The organism is Paenirhodobacter populi (genome assembly GCF_004022215.1).
Taxonomy (GTDB): domain Bacteria; phylum Pseudomonadota; class Alphaproteobacteria; order Rhodobacterales; family Rhodobacteraceae; genus Rhodobacter; species Rhodobacter populi.
On the sequence record NZ_SAUZ01000001.1, the window covers coordinates 88,219 to 114,888 of the forward strand.

The 26,670-nt window shown below is 66.1% G+C and carries 23 protein-coding genes; 12 read left to right on the plus strand and 11 right to left on the minus strand.

What is annotated here, in order from left to right:
* Nucleotides 1-4: 4 nt before the first annotated feature.
* A complete protein-coding gene (locus D2T30_RS00415; RefSeq protein WP_128207193.1) occupies nt 5-2,764 on the minus strand; it encodes a [protein-PII] uridylyltransferase in 2,760 nt (919 codons plus the stop codon).
* Nucleotides 2,765-2,798: 34 nt separating this feature from the next.
* The gene (locus tag D2T30_RS00420; protein ID WP_241651167.1) at nt 2,799-3,947 is read right to left on the minus strand and encodes a penicillin-binding protein activator; all 1,149 of its coding nucleotides are present in this window, start codon (nt 3,945-3,947) and stop codon (nt 2,799-2,801) included.
* A gap of 163 nt (nt 3,948-4,110) precedes the next feature.
* Between D2T30_RS00420 and rsmI the strand changes: the two genes are divergently transcribed.
* The 3 genes from rsmI to gshB are packed head-to-tail and all read left to right on the plus strand — an operon-like array spanning nt 4,111 to nt 6,363.
* Entirely contained in the window at nt 4,111-5,004 is an 894-nt protein-coding gene (rsmI, locus tag D2T30_RS00425) for a 16S rRNA (cytidine(1402)-2'-O)-methyltransferase (RefSeq protein ID WP_128207195.1), read from the plus strand.
* The gene (locus D2T30_RS00430; RefSeq protein WP_128207196.1) at nt 5,001-5,360 is read left to right on the plus strand and encodes a YraN family protein; all 360 of its coding nucleotides are present in this window, start codon (nt 5,001-5,003) and stop codon (nt 5,358-5,360) included. The genes rsmI and D2T30_RS00430 overlap by 4 nt, the downstream gene beginning before the upstream one ends.
* A 58-nt stretch (nt 5,361-5,418) precedes the next feature.
* Nucleotides 5,419-6,363 (plus strand): glutathione synthase, encoded by a 945-nt coding sequence (gene gshB, locus D2T30_RS00435; RefSeq protein ID WP_128207197.1) that lies wholly within the window; start codon nt 5,419-5,421, stop codon nt 6,361-6,363.
* An 18-nt stretch (nt 6,364-6,381) separates the two neighbouring features.
* Here gshB and D2T30_RS22965 read toward each other — a convergent pair whose 3' ends face one another.
* Nucleotides 6,382-6,549 carry a hypothetical protein gene (locus D2T30_RS22965; RefSeq protein ID WP_164881777.1) on the minus strand — a complete coding sequence of 56 codons (168 nt, stop codon included), beginning with the start codon at nt 6,547-6,549 and terminating at the stop codon, nt 6,382-6,384.
* Between the two features lie 162 nt (nt 6,550-6,711).
* Between D2T30_RS22965 and D2T30_RS00440 the strand changes: the two genes are divergently transcribed.
* A complete protein-coding gene (locus D2T30_RS00440) occupies nt 6,712-7,809 on the plus strand; it encodes a PA0069 family radical SAM protein (RefSeq protein WP_128207198.1) in 1,098 nt (365 codons plus the stop codon).
* A 10-nt stretch (nt 7,810-7,819) separates the two neighbouring features.
* Here D2T30_RS00440 and D2T30_RS00445 read toward each other — a convergent pair whose 3' ends face one another.
* On the minus strand, nt 7,820-8,122 hold the full coding sequence (locus D2T30_RS00445; RefSeq protein ID WP_128182163.1) for a DUF1476 domain-containing protein: 303 nt from the start codon (nt 8,120-8,122) through the stop codon (nt 7,820-7,822).
* A 279-nt stretch (nt 8,123-8,401) separates the two neighbouring features.
* On the opposite strand from D2T30_RS00445, the gene purC reads away from it, so the two are divergent.
* From purC to D2T30_RS00480, 7 genes are all read left to right on the plus strand, one after another.
* The gene (gene purC / locus D2T30_RS00450) at nt 8,402-9,163 is read left to right on the plus strand and encodes a phosphoribosylaminoimidazolesuccinocarboxamide synthase (protein ID WP_128182165.1); all 762 of its coding nucleotides are present in this window, start codon (nt 8,402-8,404) and stop codon (nt 9,161-9,163) included.
* Between the two features lie 147 nt (nt 9,164-9,310).
* Nucleotides 9,311-9,550 carry a phosphoribosylformylglycinamidine synthase subunit PurS gene (gene purS, locus D2T30_RS00455; RefSeq protein WP_128207199.1) on the plus strand — a complete coding sequence of 80 codons (240 nt, stop codon included), beginning with the start codon at nt 9,311-9,313 and terminating at the stop codon, nt 9,548-9,550.
* An 80-nt stretch (nt 9,551-9,630) separates the two neighbouring features.
* The gene (gene purQ, locus D2T30_RS00460; protein WP_128182169.1) at nt 9,631-10,299 is read left to right on the plus strand and encodes a phosphoribosylformylglycinamidine synthase subunit PurQ; all 669 of its coding nucleotides are present in this window, start codon (nt 9,631-9,633) and stop codon (nt 10,297-10,299) included.
* 46 nt (nt 10,300-10,345) lie between these two features.
* Entirely contained in the window at nt 10,346-12,142 is a 1,797-nt protein-coding gene (locus D2T30_RS00465; protein WP_128207200.1) for a sensor histidine kinase, read from the plus strand.
* A gap of 3 nt (nt 12,143-12,145) precedes the next feature.
* Complete coding sequence (locus D2T30_RS00470) at nt 12,146-13,477, plus strand: sigma-54-dependent transcriptional regulator (protein ID WP_128182173.1); 1,332 nt, start codon at nt 12,146-12,148, stop codon at nt 13,475-13,477.
* A gap of 418 nt (nt 13,478-13,895) precedes the next feature.
* Nucleotides 13,896-16,796, plus strand: a complete 2,901-nt coding sequence (locus tag D2T30_RS00475; RefSeq protein ID WP_128207201.1) for an Rne/Rng family ribonuclease — start codon at nt 13,896-13,898, stop codon at nt 16,794-16,796.
* A gap of 89 nt (nt 16,797-16,885) precedes the next feature.
* The gene (locus D2T30_RS00480) at nt 16,886-17,629 is read left to right on the plus strand and encodes a cytochrome c biogenesis CcdA family protein (RefSeq protein WP_128207202.1); all 744 of its coding nucleotides are present in this window, start codon (nt 16,886-16,888) and stop codon (nt 17,627-17,629) included.
* 130 nt (nt 17,630-17,759) lie between these two features.
* Here the strand turns inward: D2T30_RS00480 and thyX are convergent, their stop codons facing one another.
* Complete coding sequence (thyX, locus tag D2T30_RS00485; RefSeq protein ID WP_128207203.1) at nt 17,760-18,674, minus strand: FAD-dependent thymidylate synthase; 915 nt, start codon at nt 18,672-18,674, stop codon at nt 17,760-17,762.
* A 137-nt stretch (nt 18,675-18,811) separates the two neighbouring features.
* Here thyX and D2T30_RS00490 point away from each other — a divergent pair, with 137 nt between their 5' ends.
* The gene (locus tag D2T30_RS00490; RefSeq protein ID WP_128207204.1) at nt 18,812-19,240 is read left to right on the plus strand and encodes a VOC family protein; all 429 of its coding nucleotides are present in this window, start codon (nt 18,812-18,814) and stop codon (nt 19,238-19,240) included.
* Here D2T30_RS00490 and pth read toward each other — a convergent pair whose 3' ends face one another.
* From pth to ssb, 6 genes are all read right to left on the minus strand, one after another.
* Nucleotides 19,241-19,927, minus strand: a complete 687-nt coding sequence (gene pth / locus D2T30_RS00495) for an aminoacyl-tRNA hydrolase (RefSeq protein WP_128207205.1) — start codon at nt 19,925-19,927, stop codon at nt 19,241-19,243.
* A gap of 60 nt (nt 19,928-19,987) precedes the next feature.
* On the minus strand, nt 19,988-21,445 hold the full coding sequence (gene pdxR, locus D2T30_RS00500; RefSeq protein ID WP_128207206.1) for a MocR-like pyridoxine biosynthesis transcription factor PdxR: 1,458 nt from the start codon (nt 21,443-21,445) through the stop codon (nt 19,988-19,990).
* 103 nt (nt 21,446-21,548) lie between these two features.
* Complete coding sequence (tpa, locus tag D2T30_RS00505) at nt 21,549-22,928, minus strand: hypotaurine--pyruvate aminotransferase Tpa (RefSeq protein WP_128207207.1); 1,380 nt, start codon at nt 22,926-22,928, stop codon at nt 21,549-21,551.
* A 368-nt stretch (nt 22,929-23,296) separates the two neighbouring features.
* The gene (locus D2T30_RS00510; protein ID WP_128207208.1) at nt 23,297-23,518 is read right to left on the minus strand and encodes a hypothetical protein; all 222 of its coding nucleotides are present in this window, start codon (nt 23,516-23,518) and stop codon (nt 23,297-23,299) included.
* Between the two features lie 188 nt (nt 23,519-23,706).
* Complete coding sequence (mqo, locus tag D2T30_RS00515) at nt 23,707-25,422, minus strand: malate dehydrogenase (quinone) (RefSeq protein ID WP_128207209.1); 1,716 nt, start codon at nt 25,420-25,422, stop codon at nt 23,707-23,709.
* Between the two features lie 671 nt (nt 25,423-26,093).
* Nucleotides 26,094-26,591, minus strand: coding sequence for a single-stranded DNA-binding protein (ssb, locus tag D2T30_RS00520; RefSeq protein WP_164881784.1), 498 nt, complete (start codon nt 26,589-26,591; stop codon nt 26,094-26,096).
* Between the last annotated feature and the right edge of the window lie 79 nt (nt 26,592-26,670).

Here is a 26,670-nt window from a genome sequence, read left to right on the forward strand (position 1 = left end):
GCTTTCACGGCTGGGCCGCGCGTTCCGCGCCGCGGCTGATCGCCTCGCGCAGCTTGCGTTCCAGCGTCTCTTCCTTGGTCTTGCCGAGCTTCAGCCCGAACATGTCCTTGACGTAGAAGCTGTCGACCACCTGCGCCCCGTAGGTCGCGATCATGGCCGAGGCGATGTAGATGTTCTGCGCCGCCAGCGCCCGGGTCAGGTCATACAGCAGGCCGGGCCGGTCGCGGGTATCGACCTCGATGATCGTGTAAAGCTCGGACCCGTCGTTGTCGAAGGTGATATGGGTCGGAAAGCGGAACTGGCTTTCGCGCTTCTTCACCTTGTCGCGGTCCTTGAGCGCGTCGCGCGCCACCACCTCGCCCGCCAGCGTCCGGTCGATCATCCGCAACAGGCGGGGCAGGCGGTCTTCCTCGAACGGATGGCCTTCGGCGTCCTGGATCCAGAAGATCGCCGTGGCGTAGCCGTCCTTGGACGTATAGGTCCGCGCATCGACGACATTGGCGCCGACCAGCGCCAGCGCCCCGGCGAGGCGCGAAAAGATCCCCGGATGGTCCGCCAGCACGAAGGCCGCCCGCGTCGCGTCGTGATCCGGGTCGGGATGCAGGTCGATGCGGATTTCATCGGGGCCAAGACCGCGCAGCAGGTTGGCGAAGATCGCATGCGCCTCGGTCGACAGGCCCTGCCAGTAGGGCGGGTAATGGCGGGCCAGCTCGCTGCGCAGCTCGCGCGGTTCCCAGTCGGCCAGCCGTTCGCGCAGTGCGCGGCGCGCCTCGTCCGTCCGCTGTTCGCGGTTCAGCGCCTCGAGCCCATGTTCCAGCGCGCGCGAGGTTTCCGTGTAAAGCCGGCGCAGCAGCGAGGCCTTCCAGTTGTTCCAGACGGAGGGGCCGACGCCGCGGATGTCGCAGACCGTCAGTATGGTGAGCAGGTCGAGCCGCTTGCGCGTCTTCATCTGCTTGGCGAATTCGCGGATCGTCGCCGGATCGCTCAGATCGCGCTTCTGCGCGACGTCGGACATTTGCAGATGGTGGCGGATCAGCCATTCGACCGTCTCGGTCTCCTCGGCGGTCAGGCCAAGACGCGGGCACACCTTGCGGGCGATCTGCGCGCCGAGGATCGAGTGATCCTCGGGCCGGCCCTTGCCGATGTCGTGGAGCAGCAGCGTCACATACAGAACCCGCCGGTTCACCCCGGCGCTGAGGATTTTCGACGTCAGCGGCAATTCCTCGGTCAGTTCGCCGCGTTCGAGCTGTGCGGCGGTGGAGATCACCTGCAACGTATGCTCGTCAACCGTGTAGCTGTGATACATGTTGAACTGCATCATCGCCACGATCGGCTCGAACTCCGGGATGAAGGCCGAGAGGATCCCCAGCTCGTTCATCCGCCGCAAAGGCCGTTCCGGGTTGCCGTGTTTCAAGAGCAGGCCGAGGAAGATCCGCGCCGCCTCGCGGTTGTTGCGCATCTCGTCGTCGATGATGTCGAGATGGGCCGACAGGATGCGCATCGCCTCTGGGTGGATCAGCAGGCCGGTGCGCAGGGCTTCTTCAAAAATGCGCAGCATGTTCAGCGGATCGGCGAGGAAGGCCTTGGTGTCCGAGATGTTGATCCGGCCGTTGTCGTCGACGAAGGGCGGCTTCAGCGGCTTGCGCCGGCGCAGCATCCGCACCAGCGGCGCGCGTTTCACATGGCGCGATTCCAGCGCGGTGAGGAAGATCCGCGTCACCTCGCCCACCACGGTGGCGTGGCGGAAATAGTCCTGCATGAAGACCTCGACCGCGCGGCGTCCGGCGGAATCGGCGTAGCCCATGCGGCGCGCGACCTCGACCTGCATGTCGAAGGTGAGCTGGTCCGCCGCGCGTCCGGCGATCAGGTGCAGGTGGCAGCGCACCGCCCAGAGGTAATCCTCGGCGGAGCGGAAGCGATCGTATTCCTCGCGGGTGAAGACGCCGAGGGGCACGAGTTCCGCCGCCTTGTTCACCCCGTGGATGTATTTCGCGATCCAATAGAGCGTCTGGAGGTCGCGCAGCCCGCCCTTGCCCTCTTTCACATTGGGTTCAAGGACGTAGCGCTGACCGCCCTGCCGCTTGTGCCGCTCGGCCCGTTCGGCCAGTTTCGCCTCGATGAATTCGGGGCCGGTGGTGCGGAACAGGTCGCGGCGCAGCTTTTCGTTGAGCTGCACGGACAGCGGTTCGTTCCCGACGATGTAGCGCTGTTCCAGAAGCGCGGTGCGGATCGTCACGTCCTCTTTCGCGAGCTTCAGACAATCCTCGACCGTGCGCGAGGAATGGCCCACCTTCAGCTTCAGGTCCCAGAGCATGTAGAGAATGGTCTGGATCACCCCTTCGGCCCAGCCGGTGATCTTGCGCGGCGTCAGGAAAAGCAGGTCGACATCGGAATAGGGGGCCATTTCCGAGCGGCCATAGCCGCCCACCGCCAGCACCGCGAGCCGGTCGCCCTTGCCCGGTGCCTCGGTCGGCGGCAGCCGGGTGGTGGCGACATGAAAGACGGCCCGCACGATGCTGTCGGTCATCGTCGCGTAATGGGTGATCGTGTCGCGCCCGTTGCGGGGGTGGCCGGCGAAATCAGCCTCGATCCACGGGGTGGTGGCGGCCCGGGCGTCGTGCAGGAACTGCACGGCAAGGGCGCGCAGGCTGCGGTCGTCGCCCGTGGGGGGCAGCGCGGCCTCCAGCGTGGGCAGCACCGCCTCCGGTTGCAGAAGCAGGGGAATCCCGGCCGTGACCGGGGCAGGGGTCGTCGTCTTGGTCACCGTGTCACCTGTCCCGTCGCAGGGTGCGTGAAGGTCAGTAGCCCGCCCCGGAGAAGGACCGGGGGGCGGGGTCGATCACGGCCGCCTGACCGTTGCGGACCTCGGCGATGGCAAGGGCGCGTTCGCTGGTGCCGTCGGCGCGCAGGCGGAAGATGCCGTTGACGCCGACGAAGCCCGAGGACTGGGTCAGGGCGGGTTTGGTCAGGGCGTCGGCGCGGCCGGATTTCACCAGTGCGCCGATGGCGGCGATGCCGTCGTAGGCAAGCCCGGCGATCGGGTTCGGGGTCGATCCGTAAGCCGCCTGATAGCGGGCGCTGAAGCGCGAGGCCATGCCCGGATCGGGCAGCGCGAACCAGCCGCCCTGCAGCCCCGGCAGGGACAGGGTGGCGGGCGGCACATCCCAGCGGGTCAGCCCGATATATTGCGTGGTGGAGGGGCTGACGCCCTGTTCGGACAGGACCTGCGCCAGCATCGGCAGGGCACCGGCGCTGTCCGCCGTCAGGAACATCGCATCGACGCCGCCGCCGTTCGCCCGGGCGGCGATGCGCGGACCGGCCTGGGTCACGCCCTGCTGCGAGAAGGGATAGCTTTCGCGTCCGGCGACCGCCGCTCCGGCGCGGGTGATCGCCGCCGAGATCGCATTGGCGCCGATCTCGCCCGCCGTGGTCTGTTCGTTGACGACGAGGATGTTGCGCTTGCCCTGCGCGACGGCATAGCTTGCCAGCCGGTTCGCGGTATTGGCGAAGGTCTGGCCGAGGACGAAGACGTTGCCGCCCGCGACATCGGCGTTGTTCGAGAAGGACAGCACGTTGATGCCCCGGCTCGCGACGGCGGCGCCGGCGGCATTCGCCGATTGCGCGAAGACCGGGCCGAGGATGATCTTCGCGCCCTCGTCGACGGCCCGCGAGGCGATGGCCGCCGCCTGCTGCGGGCTGGCACCGGTGTTGTAGACGCGCAGGTCGATCTTCACCCCGTCGAGGTCGGCGACGGCCAGTTCCGCCGCCTGCCGCAGGGAGCGCGCGAGCGTCTCGTCCCCGGTATTGCCGGAGCCTCCGGGCAGCAGAAGCGCCACGGGCACCGCGGCCGACGTGTCGATGCTGGGGCCCGAAGCGCCGCGCCCCGCGCCCGTGGGCTCACAGGCGGCAAGCCACAGCGCAGACAGCGCGGCGACGACCCCCGGCATGCGGATCCGGAACGGCGACCGGGACAAGGGGTTGCGGGAACTGCGCAATCTGGCGAACATGGCGACGGCCTCCGATGGTTTCGGTTGGGGGCAGGAACAGGCGAACCCTATGCGCTTCGGCGGGGGAAGTAAACTTTTCAACTGATGAACGAGAGGCGCCGGAATGACGGATGGCGACAAGACCGGCAGGAGCCTGCCGGAGACCCCCGGAGGCGCGCTGGAGGCCGGGCTCTATTTCGTGGCGACGCCGATCGGGGCGGCGCGCGACATCACGCTGCGGGGACTGGATATCCTGCGCGGGGCGGATGTGCTGGCGGCGGAGGATACGCGCACCTTGCGGCATCTGATGGAGATCCACGGAATTCCGCTGAACGGCCGGCCGATGATCGCCTATCACGACCATAACGGCGCGGCGGCGCGGCCAAAGGTGCTGCGCGCGCTCGCCGCGGGGCTGTCGGTCGCCTATGCGTCGGAGGCGGGCACGCCGCTTGTCGCCGATCCGGGGTTTCAGCTGGGCCGCGCGGCGATCGCCGAGGGATATAGGGTGCTGACGGCGCCCGGGGCCTCGGCGGTGCTGGCGGCGCTGACGGTATCGGGCCTGCCGACAGACCGGTTTCTGTTTGCCGGATTTCCGCCGAACACGGGATCGGCGCGCCGCAAATGGCTGCGCGATTTCGCAGCGATCCCCGCGACACTGGTATTTTATGAATCGCCAAAACGTGTTGGTGAAATGTTAATTGATCTGGCCGAAACATGCGGAGAGGAACGGTCGGCGGCGGTGTGCCGGGAATTGACGAAACGGTTCGAGGAAGTCCGTCGTGGGACGATTGGCGAACTCGCCGCGGAATTTGCGGGGCAGGCGGTCAGGGGTGAAATCGTCGTCGTCGTCGATCGGGGGCATGGAGTCAGCCACGGCCCGGAGGAGATCGGAGCGATGCTGCAAGAACGCCTGTCGCGGATGAGCGTGAAGGATGCGGCAACCGAAGTGGCCGAGGCATTGGATATGCCGCGGCGGGAGATCTACCAGATGGCCTTGAAGATGGAGAAAGACGAATGAGCGGTGCGATGTCCTATCATTCCGGCCTGTCCGCGGAACATCAGGTCGCGGCGCATTATGGCCGCTCTGGTTTTCAACTGGAGGCGCACCGCTGGCGCGGGCGGTTCGGCGGTGAAATCGACCTGATCGCCCGTGAAGGCGATACGATTGTCTTCATCGAGGTGAAGCGGGCCAGAAGCCACAGGCAGGCGGCGGAGCGGCTGAGCCGGCGCCAGATGCAACGAATCTGCATGTCGGCGGAGGAATTCCTGTCCGGGCTGCCGCGCCACGCCAACCTGAACATGCGGTTCGACGTCGCGCTGGTCGATGGGCAGGGAGATATCCGGATTCTCGAGAACGCCTGTTTCTTCGATTGAGGCGATTGCATTGCCCGTCCCGGCGCGGCATCAACGTGCCAAGGGAAAGGGGGCAATCATGGCCTTGAAAGTCGCGATCCAGATGGATCCCATCGAAGGGATCAATATCGATGCGGACAGCACGTTTCGTCTGGCGGAAGAAGCGCAGGCGCGCGGGCATGAGCTGTTCTACTACACGCCAGACAAGCTGATCTACCGCGAGGGAAGGATCCTTGCGCGGGGATGGCCGCTGACTGTCCGGCGGGTGAAAGGGGATCACTTCACGCTGGGTGCAGAAGCCGAGGTGGATCTTTCGGATTTCGATGTCGTCTGGCTGCGGCAGGACCCGCCCTTCGACATGGGATATATTACCACGACGCATCTGTTGGAACGCATTCACCCGGCGACTCTGGTGGTCAACGATCCCTTCTGGGTGCGCAATTCGCCGGAAAAGCTGCTGGTGCTGAATTTTCCGGATCTGACCCCGCCGACCCTGATCGCGCGCGATCTGGCGACGATCAAGGCGTTCAAGGCGCGTCATGGCGATGTCATCCTGAAACCGCTTTACGGGAACGGCGGTGCGGGGGTCTTCCGGCTCGATCCGAACGACCGCAACCTGTCCTCGCTGCACGAGCTGTTCACCGGCATCAACCGCGAGCCCTTGATCGTGCAGAAATACGTTCCCGCCGTCGTCAAGGGGGACAAGCGGATCATCCTTGTGGACGGGGAGCCGGTCGGCGCCATCAACCGCGTGCCGGCGGAAGGGGAGACACGCTCCAACATGCATGTGGGCGGCCGGCCGGAGAAGATCGGCCTGACCGCGCGCGAACGCGAGATCTGTGCCCGCATCGGCCCGGTCCTGCGCGAGAAGGGGCAGATCTTCGTCGGCATCGACGTGATCGGCGACTGGCTGACCGAGATCAACGTGACCTCGCCCACCGGCATTCAGGAACTGGAACGTTTCGACGGGATCAATGTCGCCGCGATGATCTGGGACGTGATCGAGGCGAAGCGGCGGGGCTGACCCATCGCTCCCGGCTGTTCACTCGACCCGGGTGAACAGCCGCGCGACCCCCGCCGCCAGCAGCAGACCGATCGCCAGGACCGGCAGCGGCACGCCCGCATGGGTGGCAAGCCAGATCGTCACAGCCGCGGCGACGATCACGCCGCAGAGGAGGATCAGGAAAAGGGGCAGGGGCATCGGTTCCATGGCTGGCCTCCTGAGGCCAATGAGAGCAGCTCCTTTCAGTATGTGGTGCTGCGACGCAGAGGAAAAGGCTCGAATACGCGAAAATGTCAAACGTAGTTCACGTTTGTGATGGCGGTTGGAATCATGTGGCAAAATGTTCCCTTTATGTTCTAATCTCGGGGCATGTCAGAACTGCCGCTTCCCTTGCCGCCCGCCGATCCGCACCTGCGCCTGAAGGCGCGGGGCGCCGCCAGTCAGCCGGGCCCGAGGTTCGAGCCCTATGCCCGCGAATGGGCGCATGACGGCTGGGACATCCCCGAAGAGGATAGGCTCCTGCGGACCGAGGTGACGATCGAGCGTCCGCGCTCCGTCATCACCCGCAACCAGAGCCCGGATCTGGGCTTCGACCGCTCGATCAACCCCTATCGCGGCTGCGAACATGGGTGCATCTACTGTTTCGCACGGCCGAGCCATGCCTGGCTTGGCCTCTCGCCGGGGCTGGATTTCGAGACCCGGATCGTCGCGCGACCCGAGGCGCCCACGGTTCTGGCGCGGGAATTGCGGCGCAAGGGCTATCGGGTCGCGCCGATCGGCATCGGCACCAACACCGACCCCTATCAGCCGGTCGAGGCGAAGATCGGCGTGATGCGCGGTCTGCTGGAGGTGCTGGAGGACTTCGGCCATCCGCTGACCATCACCACGCGCGGGGCGGGGATCCTGCGCGATCTGGACATCCTGTCGCGCATGGCGGCGCGCAATCTGGTGCATGTGGGGGTCAGCGTCACCACGCTCGACGCGGAGCTGGCGCGCAGGATGGAACCGCGCGCGCCCGCGCCGCAGACGCGGATCCGGATGATCCGCGATCTGGCGCGGGCGGGGGTGCCGGTGCGGGTGATGGCCTCGCCGATGATTCCGGGGCTGACGGATCACGAACTTGAGGCGATCCTGACAGAGGCGCGCCGCGCCGGCGCCCGCGCCGCGGCCTTCATTCCCCTGCGCCTGCCGCTGGAGGTCGCCGCGCTGTTCGAGGACTGGCTGCGCCGGGTGCTGCCCGACCGGGCGGACCGGGTGCTGCACGCCGTGGCCGCGCTGCGCGGCGGGCGGCTGAACGATCCGCGGTTCGGCTCCCGGATGACGGGCGAGGGGGTGGAGGCCGATCTGCTGGCGCAGCGCTACAGGGTGTCGTGCCGCCGGCTGGGGCTGGACCGGCCGCTGCCGCGGCTCGATTGCGCGGCGTTCCGCGTGCCGCCCGAGGCGGGGGACCAGTTGTCGCTGTTCTGAGCCCGGCGGGTCAGGCCTCGTCCAGATCCTTTGCCGCCTGTTGCAGTGCCTGCGCCAGATGCGCGCGGATCGTGGCTTCATCCGCATGTCCCGCCAGATCGGCCACCAGCTTTTCCACCACGTCTTCCTGCCCCGGCTTGCGGAAATCGGCGGCGATCAGTTCGGCGGTATAGGCCTCGGCCGGCCGGCCAAGCAGCGCGGCCGCCCATTGCGCAAGGTATTTCACCGCGCGCGACTGCACCTTGAACCGGGTTTCGGCGTCATAGGCGAATTTGTTCTCGAAAGCATTCTCGCGGTCGTCGAAGGTGGTCATCGGATCCTCCCGGTCTCATCGCGCGGACGGGCGCCTGTTCACATTCTCATGATCGGATATGAGGCGCCGAGGCCCGCGATGCAAGGGCGGATGCACCCCGCCACGCCCCCGCGACGCAACGGCGCATGGATTTTCGGGCGCTAACGCCTTTGCCTTGCAGCGCGGGCTGCCTTGGCCTATAGGGGCCAAAAGGGGCCGAGTGCCCGATTTCGCCGTCCGCGCGCCCCTGAGCGTCTCGCGCTTTTCGCGCGGTCCGGCAAGCCCAGGAACGGAGAGCCCATGGCACCGCGTCGGAAGAAGATCTACGAAGGCAAGGCGAAGATCCTTTACGAAGGCCCGGAACCCGGAACCCTCGTGCAGTATTTCAAGGACGACGCGACCGCCTTCAACGCGCAGAAGAAGGCGACGATCGAGGGCAAGGGCGTCCTGAACAACCGGCTGAGCGAATTCTTCATGCAGGGGCTGACCAATGTCGGCATCCCGAACCATTTCATCCGCCGTCTGAACATGCGCGAGCAGCTGATCCGTCAGGTGGAGATCGTTCCGCTTGAAGTGATCGTGCGCAATTTCGCCGCCGGGTCCATCGCCAAGCGGCTGGGGCTTGAGGAAGGCACCGCGCTGCCGCGTCCGATCGTCGAATACAGCTACAAGAACGACGCGCTTGGCGATCCGCTGGTGCCCGAGGAATACATCATCGCTTTTGGCTGGGCGAATCAGCAGGATCTGGACGACATCATCAGCCTTGCGCTGCGGGTGAACGATTTCCTTGCGGGCGTGTTCTACGGCGTGGGCATCAAGCTTGTCGATTTCAAGATCGAGATCGGCCGCGTCTGGGACGGCGATTTCATGCGCCTGATCGTCGCCGACGAGATCAGCCCCGACAGCTGCCGCCTGTGGGACGCCAAGACCGGCGCGCATCTGGACAAGGACGTGTTCCGCCGCGATCTGGGCTCGCTCACCGATGCCTATACCGAGGTCGCGCGCCGTCTGGGCGTGCTGCCGACGAACAGCACCAACATGAAGCCGACGCTGATCAACTGATCGGCGGGGCGGAAAAATGACCGGGGGCGGGCGCTTTGCCCGCCCCTTTGCATATCCGCTTTTCGCCGCTTGTCTGGACGGGCGGTTCACGGTAACAGGACCGCGACATCCATGCGGCCGAGCCGCAGCAGATCCGGGGAGATTGCGATGAAAGCCCGTGTTCACGTCATGCTGAAGGATGGTGTGCTCGACCCGCAGGGCGAGGCGGTGCGCAATGCGCTCGGCCATCTCGGCTTTGAAGGGGTCGGTGCGGTCCGTCAAGGCAAGGTGATCGAGCTCGATCTGACCGGCTTCGACAAGGCGGCCGCCGAGGCCGAGGTCCGCGCCATGTGCGAAAAACTGCTCGCCAATACGGTGATCGAAAAATACACTGTCGAAATCGTCTGAGGGCGAAAAGGGGGCCAGCCCCCTCGCGCGTGCCGCGCTCACCCCCGGGATATTTATGGAAGAATGAAGGAGCCGATCGGATGAAAGCCGCCGTCATCACTTTCCCGGGGTCGAACTGCGACCGTGACCTGCAGGATGCCTTCGTCAAGGCCGGGGCCGAGGTGGTGAAGGTCTGGCACAAGGAAACGGCGCTGCCGGCGGGTATCGACGTGATCGGCATTCCGGGCGGGTTTTCCTTTGGCGACTATCTGCGGTGCGGGGCGATCGCCTCGCGTTCGCCGATCGGGCAGGCGGTGGCGGATTTCGCCCGTCGCGGCGGCTATGTGCTGGGCGTGTGCAACGGCTTTCAGGTGCTGGCCGAGATGGGGCTGCTGCCCGGCGCACTGATGCGCAACGCCGGGCTGAAGTTCATTTCGAAGCCGGTCGCGCTGCGGGTCGAGACGGCCGACAGCCTCTATACCGAAGGCTATGCGGCGGGGCAGGAGATCGTGATCCCGATCGCCCATGCCGATGGCAATTACCAGATCGACGCCGAGGGGCTGGCGCGCCTGCGCGGCGAGGATCGGGTGGCCTTCCGCTATGTGAACAACCCGAATGGCGCGACCGACGACATCGCCGGCGTGCTGAGCGAGAACCGCCGCGTTCTGGGCATGATGCCGCATCCGGAGCGTGTGGTGGAGCCTGCGCAAGGTGGTACCGATGGGGCGGCGCTTTTCCGCGCGTTGACCGGCGTGATGGCCGCCGCGTGACGCGCCGCGGCTTGTTGCAGGGCGGGGCATGGCTTAAGTTCCGTCCATGTCCGCGCAACTCGACATTTCCGATAGCAGCCTGAGCGATCCCGACCGGAGCGGGCGTCGTCGCCGGTCGCTGTTGCGGCTTGGCGCCGCCGGGGTCGTGGCGGTCGCCGTTGGCATGATCTGGATGACCAACGCCTGGCTGACCGAAAGGTTCACCGAAACCACGCGGGTGCGGACGGAACTGCGGCTGGCGCTGTATACCGGCAACATCATTTCCGAATTGCAGCGCACCTCGGTGGTGCCGCTGCTGCTGGCGCGCGATCCGGTGCTGACCTCGGCGCTGGAGACGCGGGATTTTTCCAAGACATCGGCGGCGCTGATCACCGCGCGCGAGGATGTGTCGGCGGCCTCGATCCGGCTGCTGGATACCGAGGGCCGGGTCGTGGGCGCGACGAACCGCAACCTGATCGGCACCTCCTATGCCGAGGAGCCGTTTTTCGTCGAGGCGATGCGCTCGCGCGAGACGATCTTTACCGCCGGGACGCGGCAGGGGGTGGGCACGGAGTTCGACTATTCCCGGGCGCTGATCTCCGACGGCAAGGTCGCCGGGGTGATCGTGGTCGAGGCGGAGCTGTCGAAATTCGAACGCTCCTGGGCCGGGATTTCCGATGCGGTGGCGGTGACCGACAGCGAGGGCCGCATCATCCTGACGACCGAGCCCAAGTGGCGCGGCCTCGCGATTTCCGAGGCGCTGGCCGCACGCTCGGCGCCGAATGCGATCGAGCGGGCCTTGCAGGCGACGGCCGACTGGGCGAACGAACCGCCCGACGCCTATCTGCAGGGGCAGGCGGTGATGCGCACGGAAACGCGCATCCCGTTCCGCGGCTGGCGCATGGTCGCCTTTACCAGCTACGAATCCGTGCGCGAAAAGGTGAACGCGGTTCTGGCCATGGAAATCATGGGCTTCGCGATCCTTCTTGCGGCGGGGTTCTATCTGATTTCGCGGCGCGCGCGGGTGCAGTCGCTGGCCTATCGCCGCGAATCCGCCGAACTGCGCGCACTGAACGCCCGGCTGAGCCGCGAGATCGCCGAACGCGAGAAGGTGCAGAAGGATCTGGCCGTGGCGGAACAGACGCTGGCGCAATCCTCGAAACTGGCGGCTTTGGGCGAGATGTCGGCGGCGGTCAGCCATGAACTCAACCAGCCGCTGGCGGCGATGAAAACCTATCTGGCGGGCGCGCGGCTGTTGTTGCAGCGCAGCCGGGCGGAGGAGGCCCTGTCTTCCTTCCAGCGCATCGACGATCTGATCGAGCGGATGGGCGCGATCACCCGGCAGCTCAAATCCTATGCCCGCAAGGGCGGCGAGGCGTTCGAGCCGGTCGATCTGAAGGCGGCGATTTCCTCGGCGCTGGCGATGATGGAGCCGCAGCTCAAGGCGAAGACGGTGCGGATCACCCGGGTGCTGCCGCGCGGGCGGGTGATGGTGATGGCGGACCGCATCCGGCTGGAACAGGTCATCATCAACCTGTTGCGTAACGCGCTTGACGCGACCAAGGGGCAGAAGGCGCCGGAGATCGAGCTGATCCTCGCCACCGGCGAAACCGCGGTGCTGAGCGTGCGCGACAACGGCCCCGGGATCACCGATCTCGACAAGCTGTTCGAGCCGTTCTGGACCACCAAGAAACCGGGGGAGGGAACCGGACTCGGTCTGGCGATTTCTTCTTCCATCGTAAGTGATTTCGGCGGTCGCCTGACCGCCCATAACGCCGAGGGCGGCGGCGCGGTATTCGAGATGCAGCTACCGCTGATCTCGGACCAGACGGTCCCGTCCAAGGGCGTCAAGGCAGCGGAGTAATACATGGCACGAATGATGAAGGTGGCGATTGTCGACGACGAGGAGGACATGCGCCAGTCGGTCAGCCAGTGGCTGGCGCTTTCGGGCTTCGACACCGAAACCTATGCGAGCGCGGAAGACGCGCTGAAGGTGATCGGGCCGGATTGGCCCGGCGTGGTGATTTCCGACATCCGCATGCCGGGGATGGACGGGATGGCGTTTCTCAAACGCCTGATGGGACTGGATTCCGGGCTGCCGGTAATCATGATTACCGGGCATGGCGACGTGCCGATGGCGGTCGAGGCGATGCGGCTCGGCGCGATGGATTTCATGGAAAAGCCGTTCAACCCCGACCGGATGACCGAACTCGCGAAGCGCGCGACGCAAGCGCGGCGGATGGCCCTGGACAACCGCGCGCTGCGCCGCGATCTGGCCGAGGGCGCGCAGGTGATGGGCAAGCTGATCGGCACTTCGGCCCCGATGGAGCGGCTGCGCGAGGATATCCTTGATCTCAGTCAGGCCGACGGCCATGTGCTGATCGACGGCGAGACGGGCACGGGCAAGACGCTGGCGGCGCTGGCGCTGCACGCTACGGGGCCGCGCGCGGGCAAGAAATTCGTCGTGGCGAGTTGTGCCGCCTATTCCGAGGATGCGCTGACCGCGAAGCTGTTCGGCCCGGTCGAGGAGGGATCCACGCTGCCGCTGGTCGAGGAGGCGCGCGGCGGTACGCTGGTGCTTGAGGATGTCGAGGGGCTGAGCCTGAGCCTTCAGGCGCGGCTGCTGACCTTCATCAAGGAACAGGGAAGCCCCGCCGAAACCCGGATCATCGCCATCTGCAACGCGCATGGCGAGGGGCGGACGCTGGAAGATGCGCTGCGCCCGGACCTGTATTTCCGTCTGGCCGCGCACAAGATCACCCTGCCGCCGCTGCGCGCGCGGGGCGAGGATATCCTGACCCTTTTCACCCGCATGGCCGAGCAGTTCGCCGATGAATATGGCTGCGAGGTGCCCGAACTTTCCGCGCAGGAGGCAGCGCAACTGCTGCAGGCGCCCTGGCCGGGCAACGTCCGCCAGCTCATCAACGTCGCCGAACGCGCGGTGTTGCAGGCGCGGCGGGGATCGGGCTCGATCACCTCGCTCCTGATGGCCGACAACGAGGACAGCGGCCCCGCGATGACGACAGAGGGCAAGCCGCTCAAGGAATATGTCGAGAATTTCGAGAAGATGCTGATCGACAATACCATGCGCCGGCACAAGGGCTCGATCGCCGCGGTGATGGAGGAACTTTGCCTGCCGCGCCGCACGCTGAACGAAAAGATGGCGAAATACGGGCTGAGCCGGGGCGATTATCTGTGACCCCCGGCCGTTAAGGCGCTGGTGACGAAAAAGCGATTGTCATTGCGCATATTGCGCGGTTATTGTCGAAGTCATGTTGGCATGGCCTCCCGAACAGGGCCGTCGCCCACGGAATTCGCTGATTTCCGGGCCACAGGATCGCGCGATGGCGTGTCTGGCCCCGGGTCAAACGATGGGCCGAAAGGCCGCTCTCTTGCCTCAGCGCCTCGGCGCGAGGGCTTAAATCGGGCGCCGGGAAGATCCTCGCGCTTAGGACGAACCGCGATGGCGCTGAAACATATCGGGCAGATGATGACGGGCGGGCCTCTGGTCGCCCCCGCCTGCCTGTATCCGCCAGCCATCGCCTCAACGAAAAACCGTGCCTGTGCCGCCTCTCCTCCGGGGGAAGGGCGGCGTTCGGCATGGGGAACACGGATACATGGCAAAGAAAATGCTCATCGATGCCACACATGCGGAAGAAACCCGCGTGGTGGTGGTGGACGGCAACAAGGTCGAGGAATTCGACTTTGAAACCATCAACAAACGGCAGCTCGCCGGAAATATCTATCTGGCAAAAGTGACGCGGGTGGAGCCTTCGCTCCAGGCCGCTTTTGTCGATTATGGCGGAAACCGGCACGGTTTCCTGGCCTTCGCTGAAATCCATCCGGATTACTACCAGATCCCGGTCGCCGACCGGCAGGCGCTTCTGGAAGAGGAACGCGCGTTCGCCGAGGCCGACGAGGCCGAGGATCGCGCCGCCCGCAACCAGCGCCGCCCGCGCCGCAATCGCGGCGCCGCCAAGGCCGAACAGGCGGCGGAAACGGATGAGGTGATCCGGTCCGAAGACATTCCGGGCATGGATGTGGTCGAAGCGCCGGAAACCGACGAGGTTTCGGCGGAACATGTCGTGCCGGTGCCCGAAACGGGCTCCGCGCCCGAAACCGCACCGGAATCCGCAGACCATGATCACGATCACGGTGATCACTCCCATCATGACCATTCGGAAGACGACGGGATCGAATCCGTCGCCGACGAGGATGTGCAGGAAGAAATCCACGCTCCGCGCAAGCCGCGTGCACGCCGCTACAAGATCCAGGAAGTGATCAAGGTGCGCCAGATCATGCTGGTGCAGGTGGTCAAGGAAGAACGCGGCAACAAGGGCGCGGCGCTGACCACCTATCTGTCGCTGGCCGGTCGTTACTGCGTGCTCATGCCCAACACGGCGCGTGGCGGCGGCATCAGCCGCAAGATCACCGTGGCGGCCGACCGCAAGAAGCTCAAGGAAATCGCGGGCGAGCTGGAGGTGCCGCAGGGCGCCGGGCTGATCATCCGCACCGCCGGGGCGCAGCGCACCCGCACGGAAATCCGCCGCGACTATGAATATCTGATGCGGCTGTGGGAACAGATCCGCGAACTGACGCTGAAATCCATCGCGCCCGCCCCGATCTACGAGGAAGGCGATCTGATCAAGCGCTCGATCCGCGATCTCTTCTCCAAGGACATCGACGAGGTTCTGGTCGAGGGCGAACGCGGCTATCGCGTCGCCAAGGACTTCATGAAGATGATCATGCCGTCGCAGGCGCGCATGGTGAAGCACTATGACGAACAGCTGCCGCTCTTCGCCCGGTTCCAGGTCGAAAGCTATCTGGCCGGCATGTTCAACCCGGTGGTGCAGCTGAAATCCGGCGGCTATCTGGTGATTGGCGTGACCGAGGCGCTGGTGGCGATCGACGTGAACTCGGGCCGGGCCACCAAGGAAGGCTCGATCGAGGAAACGGCGCTCAAGACCAACCTCGAGGCCGCCGAAGAGGTCGCCCGTCAGGCACGGCTGCGCGACCTTGCCGGTCTGATCGTCATCGACTTCATCGACATGGAAGAGCGGCGCAACAATGCCGCGGTCGAGAAGCGGCTGAAGGAAAAGCTCAAGACCGATCGGGCGCGGATTCAGGTCGGCCGCATCTCGGGCTTCGGCCTGATGGAGATGTCGCGCCAGCGCCTGCGCCCCGGCATGCTGGAATCGACCACGCAGCCCTGCCCGCATTGCCACGGCACCGGGCTGATCCGCTCGGACGACAGCCTCGCGCTGCAGGTCCTGCGCGCCATCGAGGAAGAGGGCACGCGCAAGCGGTCGCGCGAGGTGCTGGTGAAATGCCCGGTCGCCGTCGCCAACTACCTGATGAACGTCAAGCGCGAACACATCGCGTCGATCGAACTGCGCTACGGCATGGCCGTGCGGATCGAGGCGGATCCGACGCTGGTCAGCCCCGATTATTCGATCGAGAAGTTCAAGACCGCGACCCGGCTGGTGCCCGAGGTTCACACCACCGTGGTGTCGGCGAGTGCCGAACTGATGGCGGAGATCGACGAGGCGGAGATCCTCGACGAGGAGGATCAGGAAGAAGCCGAGGCCGAGACCGAGGAAACCAACCCGGAATCCGCCGAGGACGGAGATGCGCCGCGCAAGAAAAAGCGCCGCCGTCGTCGCAAGAAGAAGAACGGCAATGGCACCGGGGATGCGTCGGACGAGGCATCGGACAGCGCGGATGAGGATGAAGCCGCGCCTGCGGGCGATGCTGCGGGCGATGACGAGGCCGAAGAGGATGCCGCCCGCGCCGCCGCGGCCGCGTCGCTGGCCGGCGTGACCTTGCCGGAATTGCCGCCCGCCGAGGCAGTGCCGGAGGCTCCGGCGGAACCGGCGCCCGAGGCGGTGGTCGCCGTGGCAGAGCCTGCCGAACCCGCGGTCGAGCCCGCCGCCGAACCCGTGGAGGAGGCGCCGAAGAAGCGCACCCGCCGCACCTCGTCGAAGACCTCCGGATCGACCACGCCGCGCAGCCGCAAGAAGACCGCTCCGGCGGAGGCCCCGGCCGAAGCCGCTCCGGCCGCCGAAGCGGTCCCGGAAGCGCCGAAGCGTCGCCGCAGCCGCAAGAAGGCCGTCGCCGAGGAAACCCCGGCGCCCGAGGCCGTCTCGGCCGAAGCGCAGGTGAGCGAAGGCACGCCCGAGACGCCTTCGGTGCCCGACACGCCGGACGTGCCGCCCGCACCTGCGCCGGACGTGCCGCCCGCACCGGAAACCCCGCCTGCGCCGGAACCGGATCTGCCGACCGAACCGGAGGTGCCGCCTGCGCCGGAACCGGCCGTTCCGGCGGAACCGCCGGTTGAGGTGCCCGGAACGCCGTCGGAAACGCCCGATCTGCCGCCCGTGGAACTGCCGGTGCCTGAGCCGGAAATTCCGGACGACGCACCGCAGGAAGTCCCGGACACCTCGTCCGATGAGGCATCCGACGATCCCGATGCCCCGCCGAAGCCCAAGCGGCGCGGCTGGTGGTCGGCAGCGCAATAACACAAGACCGCCGGGCTCTGTCCCGGCGGTTTACATTTCATCCCATGGCGGGATGGTGACGCGCGGGCAGGCGGATGCTATGGGAAGCCATGTTCGGAATTGACCTCATCGACGCCTCTTTCCTGCCTGCCGCGCTGGTCGCGCTGGCGGCGGGGATGCTGTCGTTCCTCAGCCCCTGCGTCCTGCCGATCGTGCCGCCCTATCTGGCCTATATGGGCGGCGTCAGCATGGGGGACCTGCGGGGGGGCAGCCGCTCGGCGGTGCTGCCCGCGCTGTTCTTCGTGCTGGGTCTGTCCACCGTCTTCCTGTTCATGGGCTTCGCGGCTTCGGCCTTCGGGCAGTTCTTCCTCGGCAATCAGGTGCTGTTCGGGCGCATCGCCGGGGCGGTGATCATCGCGATCGGATTGCATTTCCTCGGCCTCTACCGGATCCCCCTGCTGGACCGCGAGGCGCGGCTCGACGCCGGCGATCAGGGCGGGTCGAGCCTTGGCGCCTATGTGCTGGGGCTGGCTTTCGCCTTCGGCTGGACGCCCTGCATCGGGCCGCAACTCGGCGCGATCCTGTCGATCGCCGCGCAGGGCGGCGACATGGGGCGCGGCACCGGGCTGCTCGCGGTCTACGCGGTGGGGCTTGGGCTGCCGTTCCTGCTTGCGGCGGTGTTCATCCGCCACGCGCTCGGCCTGATGAACCGGATCAAGCCGCATATGCGGTTGATCGAACGGGCAATGGGCCTGCTTCTGGTGCTGGTCGGCCTGCTGCTGCTGACCGATGCCTTCTCGGCGATCGCCTTCTGGCTGCTGGAAACCTTCCCCGCGCTCGCCCGACTAGGCTGAAGGTGCGCCCGTAAATCCCGAGCACCCCTTTTCCCTTCATTCTTCCCTAAATATCCCGGGGGTGAATTGGCCGAAGGCCAAGAGGGGGCTGGCCCCCTGATTCCCCATCGGCCCGCGCCGCGCTCCGCGCTTAACCCCAGACCGCGGTGAATTCGCGCCACTCACCCTTGCTCATGCCCGAGGTCTCCTGCGTCACCTCTTCCCCCGCAAGGCGGCGCTTCAGCACGCCGACCGCCTGACCCGAGAGCGTGACGCCGCCCAGCCGGTAATCCTCGAAGGCCTGATAGGCATTCGGCACCCAGTCGCGGGTGATGGCGCAGATCGTCTCGGCATAAGCGCGGATTTCATACTGCGCATGGGCATCGGCGCGCAGCCGCAGGAAATGGAACAGATTGTGCAGATCGACCTTCCAATACCATTGGGTATAGATATTGGCGGGCAGGTTCATCCGGGCGAGTTCGCGCGCAAGGCCAAGCTTGCCGGTCGCCTCGTCGGGGGTCAGCATGTCCTCGTAATGGTCATAGGCGCGCATCGCATCCTCGCGCAGCAGGTCGAGAACGCGCGCCGCCTCGGCCCCTTCCAGAACCTGACCACGGCCCTGATTGTTGACCCTGGACTGGGCGGCCAGCTGATCCGGCGCGGGGATGTAGAATTCCCGGTCGAGGATCGAATAACGCGCCGAATATTCGTTCACATTCGCCGTGCGGTGGCGGATCCATTGCCGCGCGACAAAGACTGGCAGCTTGACGTGGAACTTGACCTCGCACATCTCGAAGGGGGTCGAGTGCCAGTGCCGCATCAGGTAGCGGATCAGGCCGCGGTCGTCCGACACCGCCTTGGTGCCCCGGCCATAGCTGACGCGGGCGGCCTGGGTGATGGCGCTGTCGTCGCCCATGTAGTCGATCACCCGCACCAGCCCGTGGTCGAGCACCAGATGCGCGGTATAAAGATGCGCCTCCATCCCGGGCGCGGTCGCGCGCAGGGTGGGGCGGGTCTCGCTCCGCTGGGCCTCGATCTCGGCTTGCTGTTCGGGGGTAAGCGACATGGGGGCCTCCTTGAGATTCGCGGGCATATTATCGGCAAGTCCGGGCAAGGACCATCGCATCGGGACCGTCGCATCGCGACTGGACCCCGCGCGTGGCTGCCCTATCATCCCCCCATCACGCAAACACGGGGAATCCGATGAAAGTCAAATATCTGCATACGATGGTGCGGGTGCTGGACCTTGAGAAGAGCATGAAGTTCTACGAACTTCTCGGCCTGAAGGAGATCCGCCGGATCGAGAATGAAAAGGGCCGCTTCACGCTGGTCTTCATGGCGCCGGAAGGTCAGCCGGAATGCCCGGTGGAGCTGACCTACAACTGGGACGGAGACAGCGGATTGCCCTCGGACAGCCGCCATTTCGGCCATCTCGCCTATGAGGTCGAGGATATCTATGTCCTGTGCCAGAAGCTGATGGACAATGGCGTGACGATCAACCGCCCGCCGCGCGACGGCCATATGGCCTTCGTCCGCTCGCCCGACAATGTGTCGATCGAGCTGTTGCAGGCGGGCCCGGCCAAGGCCCCGGCGGAGCCTTGGGTGTCGATGGAAAACCACGGCACCTGGTGATCAGCGCCGGAACCTGTCGGCCAGCTTTTGCATCGGCGTCCGGGAATCCTCGGGCGCCGGTTGCGTTTCGGGCTTCGGCGCGGCGGTGCGTTCCGGATGCGTGCCCGCCGAGGAGCGCGGCGGATGGGTGCGCAGGCTGACGGCGTTGAGGAATTTCTGCTCCTCCCCCGCGGCCAGCGCGGGCGCGCCATCGGAAATCCCGCGCAGCAGGTCGTCGATCCAGTCGCGGTCCGCCTTGGCGAAATCCGCCAGAACGTAATTCGCCACCTGCGCCTTGTCTCCCGGATGCCCGATGCCCAGCCGGATGCGCCGGTAGGCCTCGCCCATATGCGCGTGGATCGAGCGCAGGCCGTTGTGGCCGGCATGTCCGCCGCCGTGCTTCAGCCGCATCTTCGAGGGCGCGATGTCCAGTTCGTCGTGAAAGACGGTGATGGCCTCGACCGGGATCTTGTAGAAATCCGTCGCCGCCCGCACCGACTGGCCGGAGAGGTTCATGAAGGTCTCGGGCTTCAGCAGGATCACCCGGTCGGAGCCGAAGCGACCCTCGGACACCTGCCCCTGAAAGCGCGCCTTCCATGGGCCGAAGCCGTGATCCGCGGCGATCCGGTCGACGGCCATGAAGCCGATGTTGTGGCGGTTGCCCGCATATTTCGCGCCGGGATTTCCCAGACCGACCCAGAGTTGCATGGCATTCTCCTTTGGCGCGGTTCTAGATCGGGCGGGGCGGCTTGTCACGCCTTGAGCTTGTCACGCCTTCAGCGCGCGGGCGATGCGGGCGATGCCCTCGGGGATGCGCTCGACCGGGATCGAGGAATAGGCGAGCCGGCAGAACCCCGCGCCGTCCGGGGGATGGGCGAAGAAGGGCTCGCCGGGTTCGATCAGCACGTCCTGCGCGCGCAGATCGGCGGCGAGGCGGGCCGAGACGACGCCTTCGGGCAGACGCATCCAGAAGCTCGACCCGCCGCGGTCGGTTTCCGCCGCGGGGATCAGGCCGTGGGCGGTCATCGCCTCGGTCATCGCGGCGCGGCGCCGGGCGTAGGCCACGCGCATCCGGGCCATCTGCGCGTCGTAATGGCCGAGCGAGAGGTAATAGGCGAGCGTGCGCTGCAACACGCCGGGCGGATGGCGCAGCACCAGCGCGCGGAGCGCGCGGGCCTCGCGGATCACCTCGCGGTCGGCGACGATATAGCCGAGCCGCAGGCCGGGGAACACGGTCTTGGAAAACGAGCCGACATGGATCACCGCGCCCGCATCGTCGCGCGCCTTGAGCGCGGGGGAGGGGCTGCCGGCGAAGGACATCTCGAATTCGTAGTCATCCTCGATCACCGCGAAGCCGTCGCGGAGCGCGCGGTCCAGCAGGGCGCGGCGACGGAGGTCCGGCATGGCGGTGCCGGTGGGGCTTTGATGGCTGGCGGTGGTGAAGACGGCGGCAAGGCCGGGCGGCAGCCTGTCGGGGTCGAGCCCGTCCGCATCCACGGGAACCGCCGTCACCCGCGCGCCGGTGGGGGCAAGGATCTGGCGCAGGCCGGGGTAGCAGGGATCCTCGATCGCCGCCGCGCGTCCGGGGCCAAGCAGCACCTGCGCCGCGAGCCACAGCCCGTTCTGCGCGCCAAGCGTCAGCAGGATCCGGTCGGCCCCCGCGCGGATGCCGCGCCGGGGCAGGATCTGCCGGGCGATGTAGTCGATCAGCTCGGGGTCGTCCTCGCCGTAGAGGTCGCTGGTGAGGGGGATGAATTCGCGCCGCCCGAGCGCGCGGACGGCGCAGTCGCGCCAGGCGGTATGGTCGACCAGCGCGGCATCCGCCTGACCGTAGACGAAGGGATAACGGTAGCCGCGCCAGTCCGCGATGCGGTCGGTGCGTTCCGTCGCGCGGAACCGGCCGTCGATCCGCGCCGACCAGTCGAAGCGGGGGCCGGCGGCGGAAGGATCCGGGGTAGGGGGCAGCGGCTCGATCCGGTCCGAGATGAAATGGCCGGAGCGGTCGCGGCTGGTCAGGTAGTCGGTGGCGACGAGTTCGGCGAAGGCCTGCGCCACCGTGACCCGCGCGACGCCGAGATGAGTGGCCAGATGGCGCGAGGAGGGCAGTTTCTCGCCCGCGCGGAAGCGGCCTTCGAGCACGCCGGCGATGATCTGCCGGCGCAGCTGTGCCTGCAGGGGGATACCGGTGTTGCGGTCGAGGAAGAAGGCTTCGGCGGGAATCGGCATGGACGCGATCTGGCCCGACTGCGGCCTGCGGAGCAACCAAAATGCGAACGCCCGCCAAGGCGGGCGTTCAAGATCCTGCGCACGCGCCGATGGCGCATGCCGTTTAGCCGAAAACGCGGGTCAGCGCGCCGTCGATCGCAGTGGTGATGCGGTCGATGTCGTCGGGCTTCGCGATCAGCGCCGGGCTGAGGCAGAGCGTGTTGTTGTATTTCGGGATCGAGCGGTTGGTCATGCCGATGATGACGCCCTGTCCCATTACATCGGCGACCACGGCCGCGACCTTCTTTTCGTCCATCGGCTCGCGGGTCTTGCGGTCTGCGACCAGTTCTGCGCCGCAGAACAGTCCTTTGCCGCGGACATCGCCGATAACGGCATGTTTGTCCATCAGGGTCGTCAGATTGTCCATCAGCCGGTCGCCCATCGCGATGGTGTTTTCCAGAAGCTGTTCATCCTCGATGATGCGCAGGTTTTCCAGCGCCGCCGCGGGGCCCGCGGTGCAGCCGCCGAAGGTCGAGATGTCGCGGAAGAAGGACATCGTGTCTTCGGGCGCGTCCTTGAACAGGTCGAAGACCTTTTCGGTCGTCACGGTGCAGGAGATCGCCGCGTAGCCCGAGGCGACGCCCTTGGCCATGGTGACGAAATCCGGCTCGATCCCGTAGTTCTGGTAGCCGAACCAGGTGCCGGTGCGGCCGACGCCGCAGACGACCTCGTCGATATGCAGAAGGATCTCGTATTTGCGGCAGATTTCCTGCACGCGCTGCCAGTAGCCCTCGGGCGGGGTGATGACGCCGCCGCCCGCGGTGACGGGTTCAAGCACGATCGCGCCGATGGTGTCCGGGCCTTCGCGCAGGATCACCTCTTCGATCGCATCCGCCGCGCGTTCGCCGTAGTTTTCCACGTCCCACTGCTTGCGGTATTCGAGGCAATGCGGCACCCGCACGAAGCCGTCCGGGAACGGCCCGTATTGCTCCGCCCGCTGGTCCTGACCCGAGGTGGCCAGCGTCCCGATGGTGGTGCCGTGATAGTCCCGATCACGGAACAGGATCTTGTTCTTCTTGCCCTTGTAGTGGCGCACCGAGATCTGGCGCACCATCTTGTAGACTTTCTCGTTCGCCTCGGAGCCGGAGTTGGAATAATAGACGCGGCTCATCCCCGGCATCTTGGTCAGCAGCTTTTCGGCGAAGAGCGCGCCCGGAACCGTGCCGCCGGCGCCCGCCCAGTAGTTCAGCTTGATGAGCTGGTCGCGGATCACATTGGCGATGCTTTCGCGGCCATAGCCGACGTTCACCGTCCAGACCCCGCCCGAAACGGCGTCGAGGAATTCCTTCCCCGTCGCATCCCACAGCCGCATCCCCTTGCCTTCGACGAAGACGCGCGGATCGACGGTTTCATATTGCTTGTGCTGGCTGAGGTGGTGCCAGACGTTGTTGCGGTCGGCCTCGACCGCGTGGCTCAGATCGTTTTGGGAAAAGGAAAGAGTCATGGCGCGTCTCCTGACGGGGTTCTGTCATATTGGTGCGCCTGCCGTGGCCTGGGTGATAGTGCCAGATTGCCCGATCCGAAGGAGCCAGCGCGGGAGATGGCGTCAGATGTGTTGCGCTGTCTTTCGCCGTCCGTTCGGCCGGATGCGACGGGCGACAGAGGAAGAGCCCGGGAACGCCGCCGCAGATGATTTCGGGGAGGGAATATCCTCAGCGTTTTGGGCGCTGGCGGCGCGCCGCATGGACGGAAATTGGCGAGCCTGGCCAGCCGAAACCGATCCTTGCCCTATTCTCGACGCATTCGTTCTGGCCGGCGGAAACGCAACGATGCCATACATCCTGCAGCCTCTGCGTCAGGTAGGGATCGCGGTCAGGTGTCCTTGCGCAGCGCGGCGGCGACGAGGCGCGCAAGCTGCGCTTCGGCCTGGTTCGGGGCGCTGGCGGACAGGGTAATCAGCAGCCGGGCAATCCGCTTGCGCGCCTCGGGCGGGGTCTTGTAGCCATCCATGATCCGTGTGACGAGCTTCACCGCCGCCAGTTGCGTATCCGCGGTTGCCTGTTCGGCGGCGGCGATCCGTTCCTCTGGCGTCATGGGCGATCCTTTACGGGTCTGGCCTTCACGGGTCTGGCAATGTTTCCGCGATGCGATCCGGCATCGGCGCGGCGGCAGGTCTTGCGCGCGACCCTCGGGGCCGCGCCTGACGCTGAATGCGGTCTCGCGGAGATCCTGTCAAGCGTCCCGGAGCTTCGGCCCGGCCCGGAAGGGCAGGGCTCCCCCCGTCAGATGGCGATGTCGGAAATGTCGCTCAGCGATCCGCGCGGGGCGATCCGTTCGCTCGACACGATCTTCAGCTGGGCGGGGCTGACCGAAAGCTGCAAAGCCTTCGCCGTGGCGCGCAGTTCCGATTCCAGCAGGTCGGGATGTTCGCTCAGCCTGCGGCCATAGCTCGGCACGATCTGGTGGAGCTTTTCCTGCCATTCCGGCGTCTGGATCCGCTCGGGGAAGACCTTCTCCAGCAGGTCGAACATGATCGGCGCGGCGGTCGAGGCCCCGGGTGAGGCGCCCAGAAGCGCGGCGATGGATCCGTCCTGCGCAGAAACGATTTCCGTCCCGAGTTTCAGAACGCCACCCTTTTCCGGGTCGCGCTTGATCACCTGCACCCGCTGTCCGGCCTGCCACAGGTGCCAGTCCTCGGCCCGCGCGTTCGGGTAGAACTTGCGCAGCGCGGCCAGCCGGTCCTTGTCGGTCAGCATCAGCTGACCGGCCAGATAGGTGATGAGGTCGAAATTGTGCATCCCCACGCTGAGCATCGGCCACAGGTTGCGCCGCGTGACAGAGGCGGGAAGCTCAAAATAAGACCCGTTTTTCAGGAACTTGGTCGAGAAGGTCGCGAACGGCCCGAACAGCACCACATGCTTGCCGTCCAGCACGCGGCTGTCCAGATGCGGCACCGACATCGGCGGCGCGCCGACATCGGCCCGGCCATAGACCTTGGCCTTGTGGCGACCGGCGACATCGGGATTTTCGGAGACGAGGAACGAGCCGCCGACCGGGAAGCCGGCATAATCGCGCGCCTCGGGAATGCCCGCCTCCTGCAACAGAGGCAGCGCGCCGCCGCCCGCGCCGATGAACACGAAGCGGGCGTCCACCTCCTGCATGCCGGCGCCGCCCTTCTGATAGCTGACGCGCCAGGTGCCGTCATCGTTGCGGCGGATGGAACGCACCTCGCTCGACAGATGCAGGCGGAACTGCGGCTGCGCGGCCAGATAGGTGACATATTGACGGGTGATCTCGCCGTAGTTGACGTCGGTGCCATGCGGCGACCAGGTGGCCGCGACCTTGCGCGAGGGTTCGTGCCCCTCCATCGTCAGGGGCGCCCATTCGGCGATCTTTTCCGGATCGGTCGAGAATTCCATCCCCGCGAAGAGCGCACAGGATTTCAGCGCCTCGAACCGCTTGCGCAGATAGTCGACGTTGTCGTCGCCCCAGACGAGGCTCATATGCGGGGTCGAGTTGATGAAGCTCGGCGGATCGTTCAGCACGCCGCGCGACAGCTGGTAGGTCCAGAACTGGCGCGAGACCTGAAACCGTTCGTTGATCATGACGGCTTTTTCGATGTGCACGTCACCGTGGTCGTCCATCGGCGCGTAGTTCAGCTCGCACAGCGCGGAATGGCCGGTGCCGGCGTTGTTCCAGCCGTTCGAGCTTTCGGCGGCGACGTCATCAAGCCGCTCGATCATCTCGATCGACCAGTCCGGTTCCAGATCGTGCAGCAGCACGCCGAGGGTCGAGCTCATGATGCCGCCGCCGATCAGCAGCACGTCGACGGGCTTGCGCGCCGCCCCCGCCCGCGCGGGCCACGAGACCTGCGTGGTGACCGTCGTGGGCGGCACCGCAGTGTTCAGCAGGTCGCGTCTGGCGGTTTCGGGCTTGCTGCGTCCCCTGATCAGGGTGCTTGCTGCATCGACGACTTTTCTAGGCAGTTTACGGGTCATGGCTGCCCTTCCTCGCTTAGTTCGTCCTGTCCGTGCGGCTTATAGTCGCAGGGCGTGGGGCCTACAAGTTCAAGTTGAAAGCCCGCCATCGCGCCACCGTAGGGGCCGGAATGTTCCAGGGCCGTGATGCGGAATCGGGACCGATGGAGGAGACGCCCCGCAACAAGGCCGGCGGCCTTCTGCGCGGTTGCTGCGCCGCAGCGGGCGGCCCATGTCACGGCGGGTCGGGGGGTCATCTGATACGTCCCTGCGCTCTCCTCTTCCTTTACGTTTAACCCGTTTGCCGAATGGTGTCAGCAGTTCTTCATGCATGGCTGCCTGTCGCTTTTGCAGGGTCGAAGAATTTGGCGTTGTGCATTGATTTCAATGGATAATCACTGAAACCCCAGGCGGAGAGGCCGCCCGGAGGAGGCGCGATTCTGCAGGCTCCGGGCGGTGTTAGCGGTATCGACCGAGGCCTTGATTCTGCAATGCGGCAATTCCGGTGCGCCCGCAGCAGGCTGTGCGCCGGAAAAACAGGTATCGGAGATGTAGGATTCGCTACGCATGCGATTCCGCCGGGGAATCCATGTGCCGCCCCGGACGGGAAAGGGCCGGTCGCGTAAAGCGACCGGCCCTGTCTGTTTCCCATTCGTGGATCGTTCTGCAAGATCCGCTGTTGGCCTGCCGCCTCAGAACGGGATGTCGTCGTCCATGCCGCCGGACCGGCCGCCGCCGCCCTGCTGCGATCCGCCGTAGCTGTCCGACCCGCCGCCGTAGGACGGCGCGCTGTCGTCATATCCGCCCGAGGACCGCCCGCCCGAGGACGATCCGCCATCGCGGCCGTCAAGCAGCGTCAGCTCGCCGCGGAAGGGGCGCAGCGCGATCTCGGTGGTGTAGCGGTCGGCACCCGACTGATCCTGCCATTTGCGGGTTTCGAGCTGCCCCTCGACATAGACCTTGGAGCCCTTGCGCAGATATTGCTCGGCGATCTTCACGAGGTTCTCGTTGTAGATCGCGACGGAATGCCATTCGGTGCGTTCCTTGCGCTCGCCCGACTGCTTGTCGCGCCAGGTCTCGGAGGTGGCGATCCGCAGGTTGCAGACCTTGCCTCCGCTCGGGAAGCTGCGCACCTCCGGATCCCGTCCGAGATTGCCTACGATGATCACCTTGTTCACCGAGCCTGCCATGCGTGCCTCCGCTATTGTCACCCGATGGGTGCGCATCCAAATCGTCCCGACCGTATACAGGCGCGCGTTCCCCTGAAAA

What these genes read in the sequence shown, in the direction of transcription:
- ssb (WP_164881784.1), bottom strand. Translation starts at nt 26,591, where the DNA reads ATGGCAGGCTCGGTGAACAAGGTGATCATCGTAGGCAATCTCGGACGG.
- D2T30_RS00440 (WP_128207198.1), top strand. Translation starts at nt 6,712, where the DNA reads ATGTCAGAACTGCCGCTTCCCTTGCCGCCCGCCGATCCGCACCTGCGC.
- gshB (WP_128207197.1), top strand. Translation starts at nt 5,419, where the DNA reads ATGGCCTTGAAAGTCGCGATCCAGATGGATCCCATCGAAGGGATCAAT.
- D2T30_RS00475 (WP_128207201.1), top strand. Translation starts at nt 13,896, where the DNA reads ATGGCAAAGAAAATGCTCATCGATGCCACACATGCGGAAGAAACCCGC.
- thyX (WP_128207203.1), bottom strand. Translation starts at nt 18,674, where the DNA reads ATGTCGCTTACCCCCGAACAGCAAGCCGAGATCGAGGCCCAGCGGAGC.
- purC (WP_128182165.1), top strand. Translation starts at nt 8,402, where the DNA reads ATGGCACCGCGTCGGAAGAAGATCTACGAAGGCAAGGCGAAGATCCTT.
- purS (WP_128207199.1), top strand. Translation starts at nt 9,311, where the DNA reads ATGAAAGCCCGTGTTCACGTCATGCTGAAGGATGGTGTGCTCGACCCG.
- D2T30_RS22965 (WP_164881777.1), bottom strand. Translation starts at nt 6,549, where the DNA reads ATGGAACCGATGCCCCTGCCCCTTTTCCTGATCCTCCTCTGCGGCGTG.
- D2T30_RS00510 (WP_128207208.1), bottom strand. Translation starts at nt 23,518, where the DNA reads ATGACGCCAGAGGAACGGATCGCCGCCGCCGAACAGGCAACCGCGGAT.
- purQ (WP_128182169.1), top strand. Translation starts at nt 9,631, where the DNA reads ATGAAAGCCGCCGTCATCACTTTCCCGGGGTCGAACTGCGACCGTGAC.
- pdxR (WP_128207206.1), bottom strand. Translation starts at nt 21,445, where the DNA reads ATGCCGATTCCCGCCGAAGCCTTCTTCCTCGACCGCAACACCGGTATC.
- mqo (WP_128207209.1), bottom strand. Translation starts at nt 25,422, where the DNA reads ATGACCCGTAAACTGCCTAGAAAAGTCGTCGATGCAGCAAGCACCCTG.
- D2T30_RS00490 (WP_128207204.1), top strand. Translation starts at nt 18,812, where the DNA reads ATGAAAGTCAAATATCTGCATACGATGGTGCGGGTGCTGGACCTTGAG.
- D2T30_RS00465 (WP_128207200.1), top strand. Translation starts at nt 10,346, where the DNA reads ATGTCCGCGCAACTCGACATTTCCGATAGCAGCCTGAGCGATCCCGAC.
- D2T30_RS00470 (WP_128182173.1), top strand. Translation starts at nt 12,146, where the DNA reads ATGGCACGAATGATGAAGGTGGCGATTGTCGACGACGAGGAGGACATG.
- rsmI (WP_128207195.1), top strand. Translation starts at nt 4,111, where the DNA reads ATGACGGATGGCGACAAGACCGGCAGGAGCCTGCCGGAGACCCCCGGA.
- pth (WP_128207205.1), bottom strand. Translation starts at nt 19,927, where the DNA reads ATGCAACTCTGGGTCGGTCTGGGAAATCCCGGCGCGAAATATGCGGGC.
- D2T30_RS00420 (WP_241651167.1), bottom strand. Translation starts at nt 3,947, where the DNA reads ATGCCGGGGGTCGTCGCCGCGCTGTCTGCGCTGTGGCTTGCCGCCTGT.
- D2T30_RS00445 (WP_128182163.1), bottom strand. Translation starts at nt 8,122, where the DNA reads ATGACCACCTTCGACGACCGCGAGAATGCTTTCGAGAACAAATTCGCC.
- tpa (WP_128207207.1), bottom strand. Translation starts at nt 22,928, where the DNA reads ATGACTCTTTCCTTTTCCCAAAACGATCTGAGCCACGCGGTCGAGGCC.
- D2T30_RS00430 (WP_128207196.1), top strand. Translation starts at nt 5,001, where the DNA reads ATGAGCGGTGCGATGTCCTATCATTCCGGCCTGTCCGCGGAACATCAG.
- D2T30_RS00480 (WP_128207202.1), top strand. Translation starts at nt 16,886, where the DNA reads ATGTTCGGAATTGACCTCATCGACGCCTCTTTCCTGCCTGCCGCGCTG.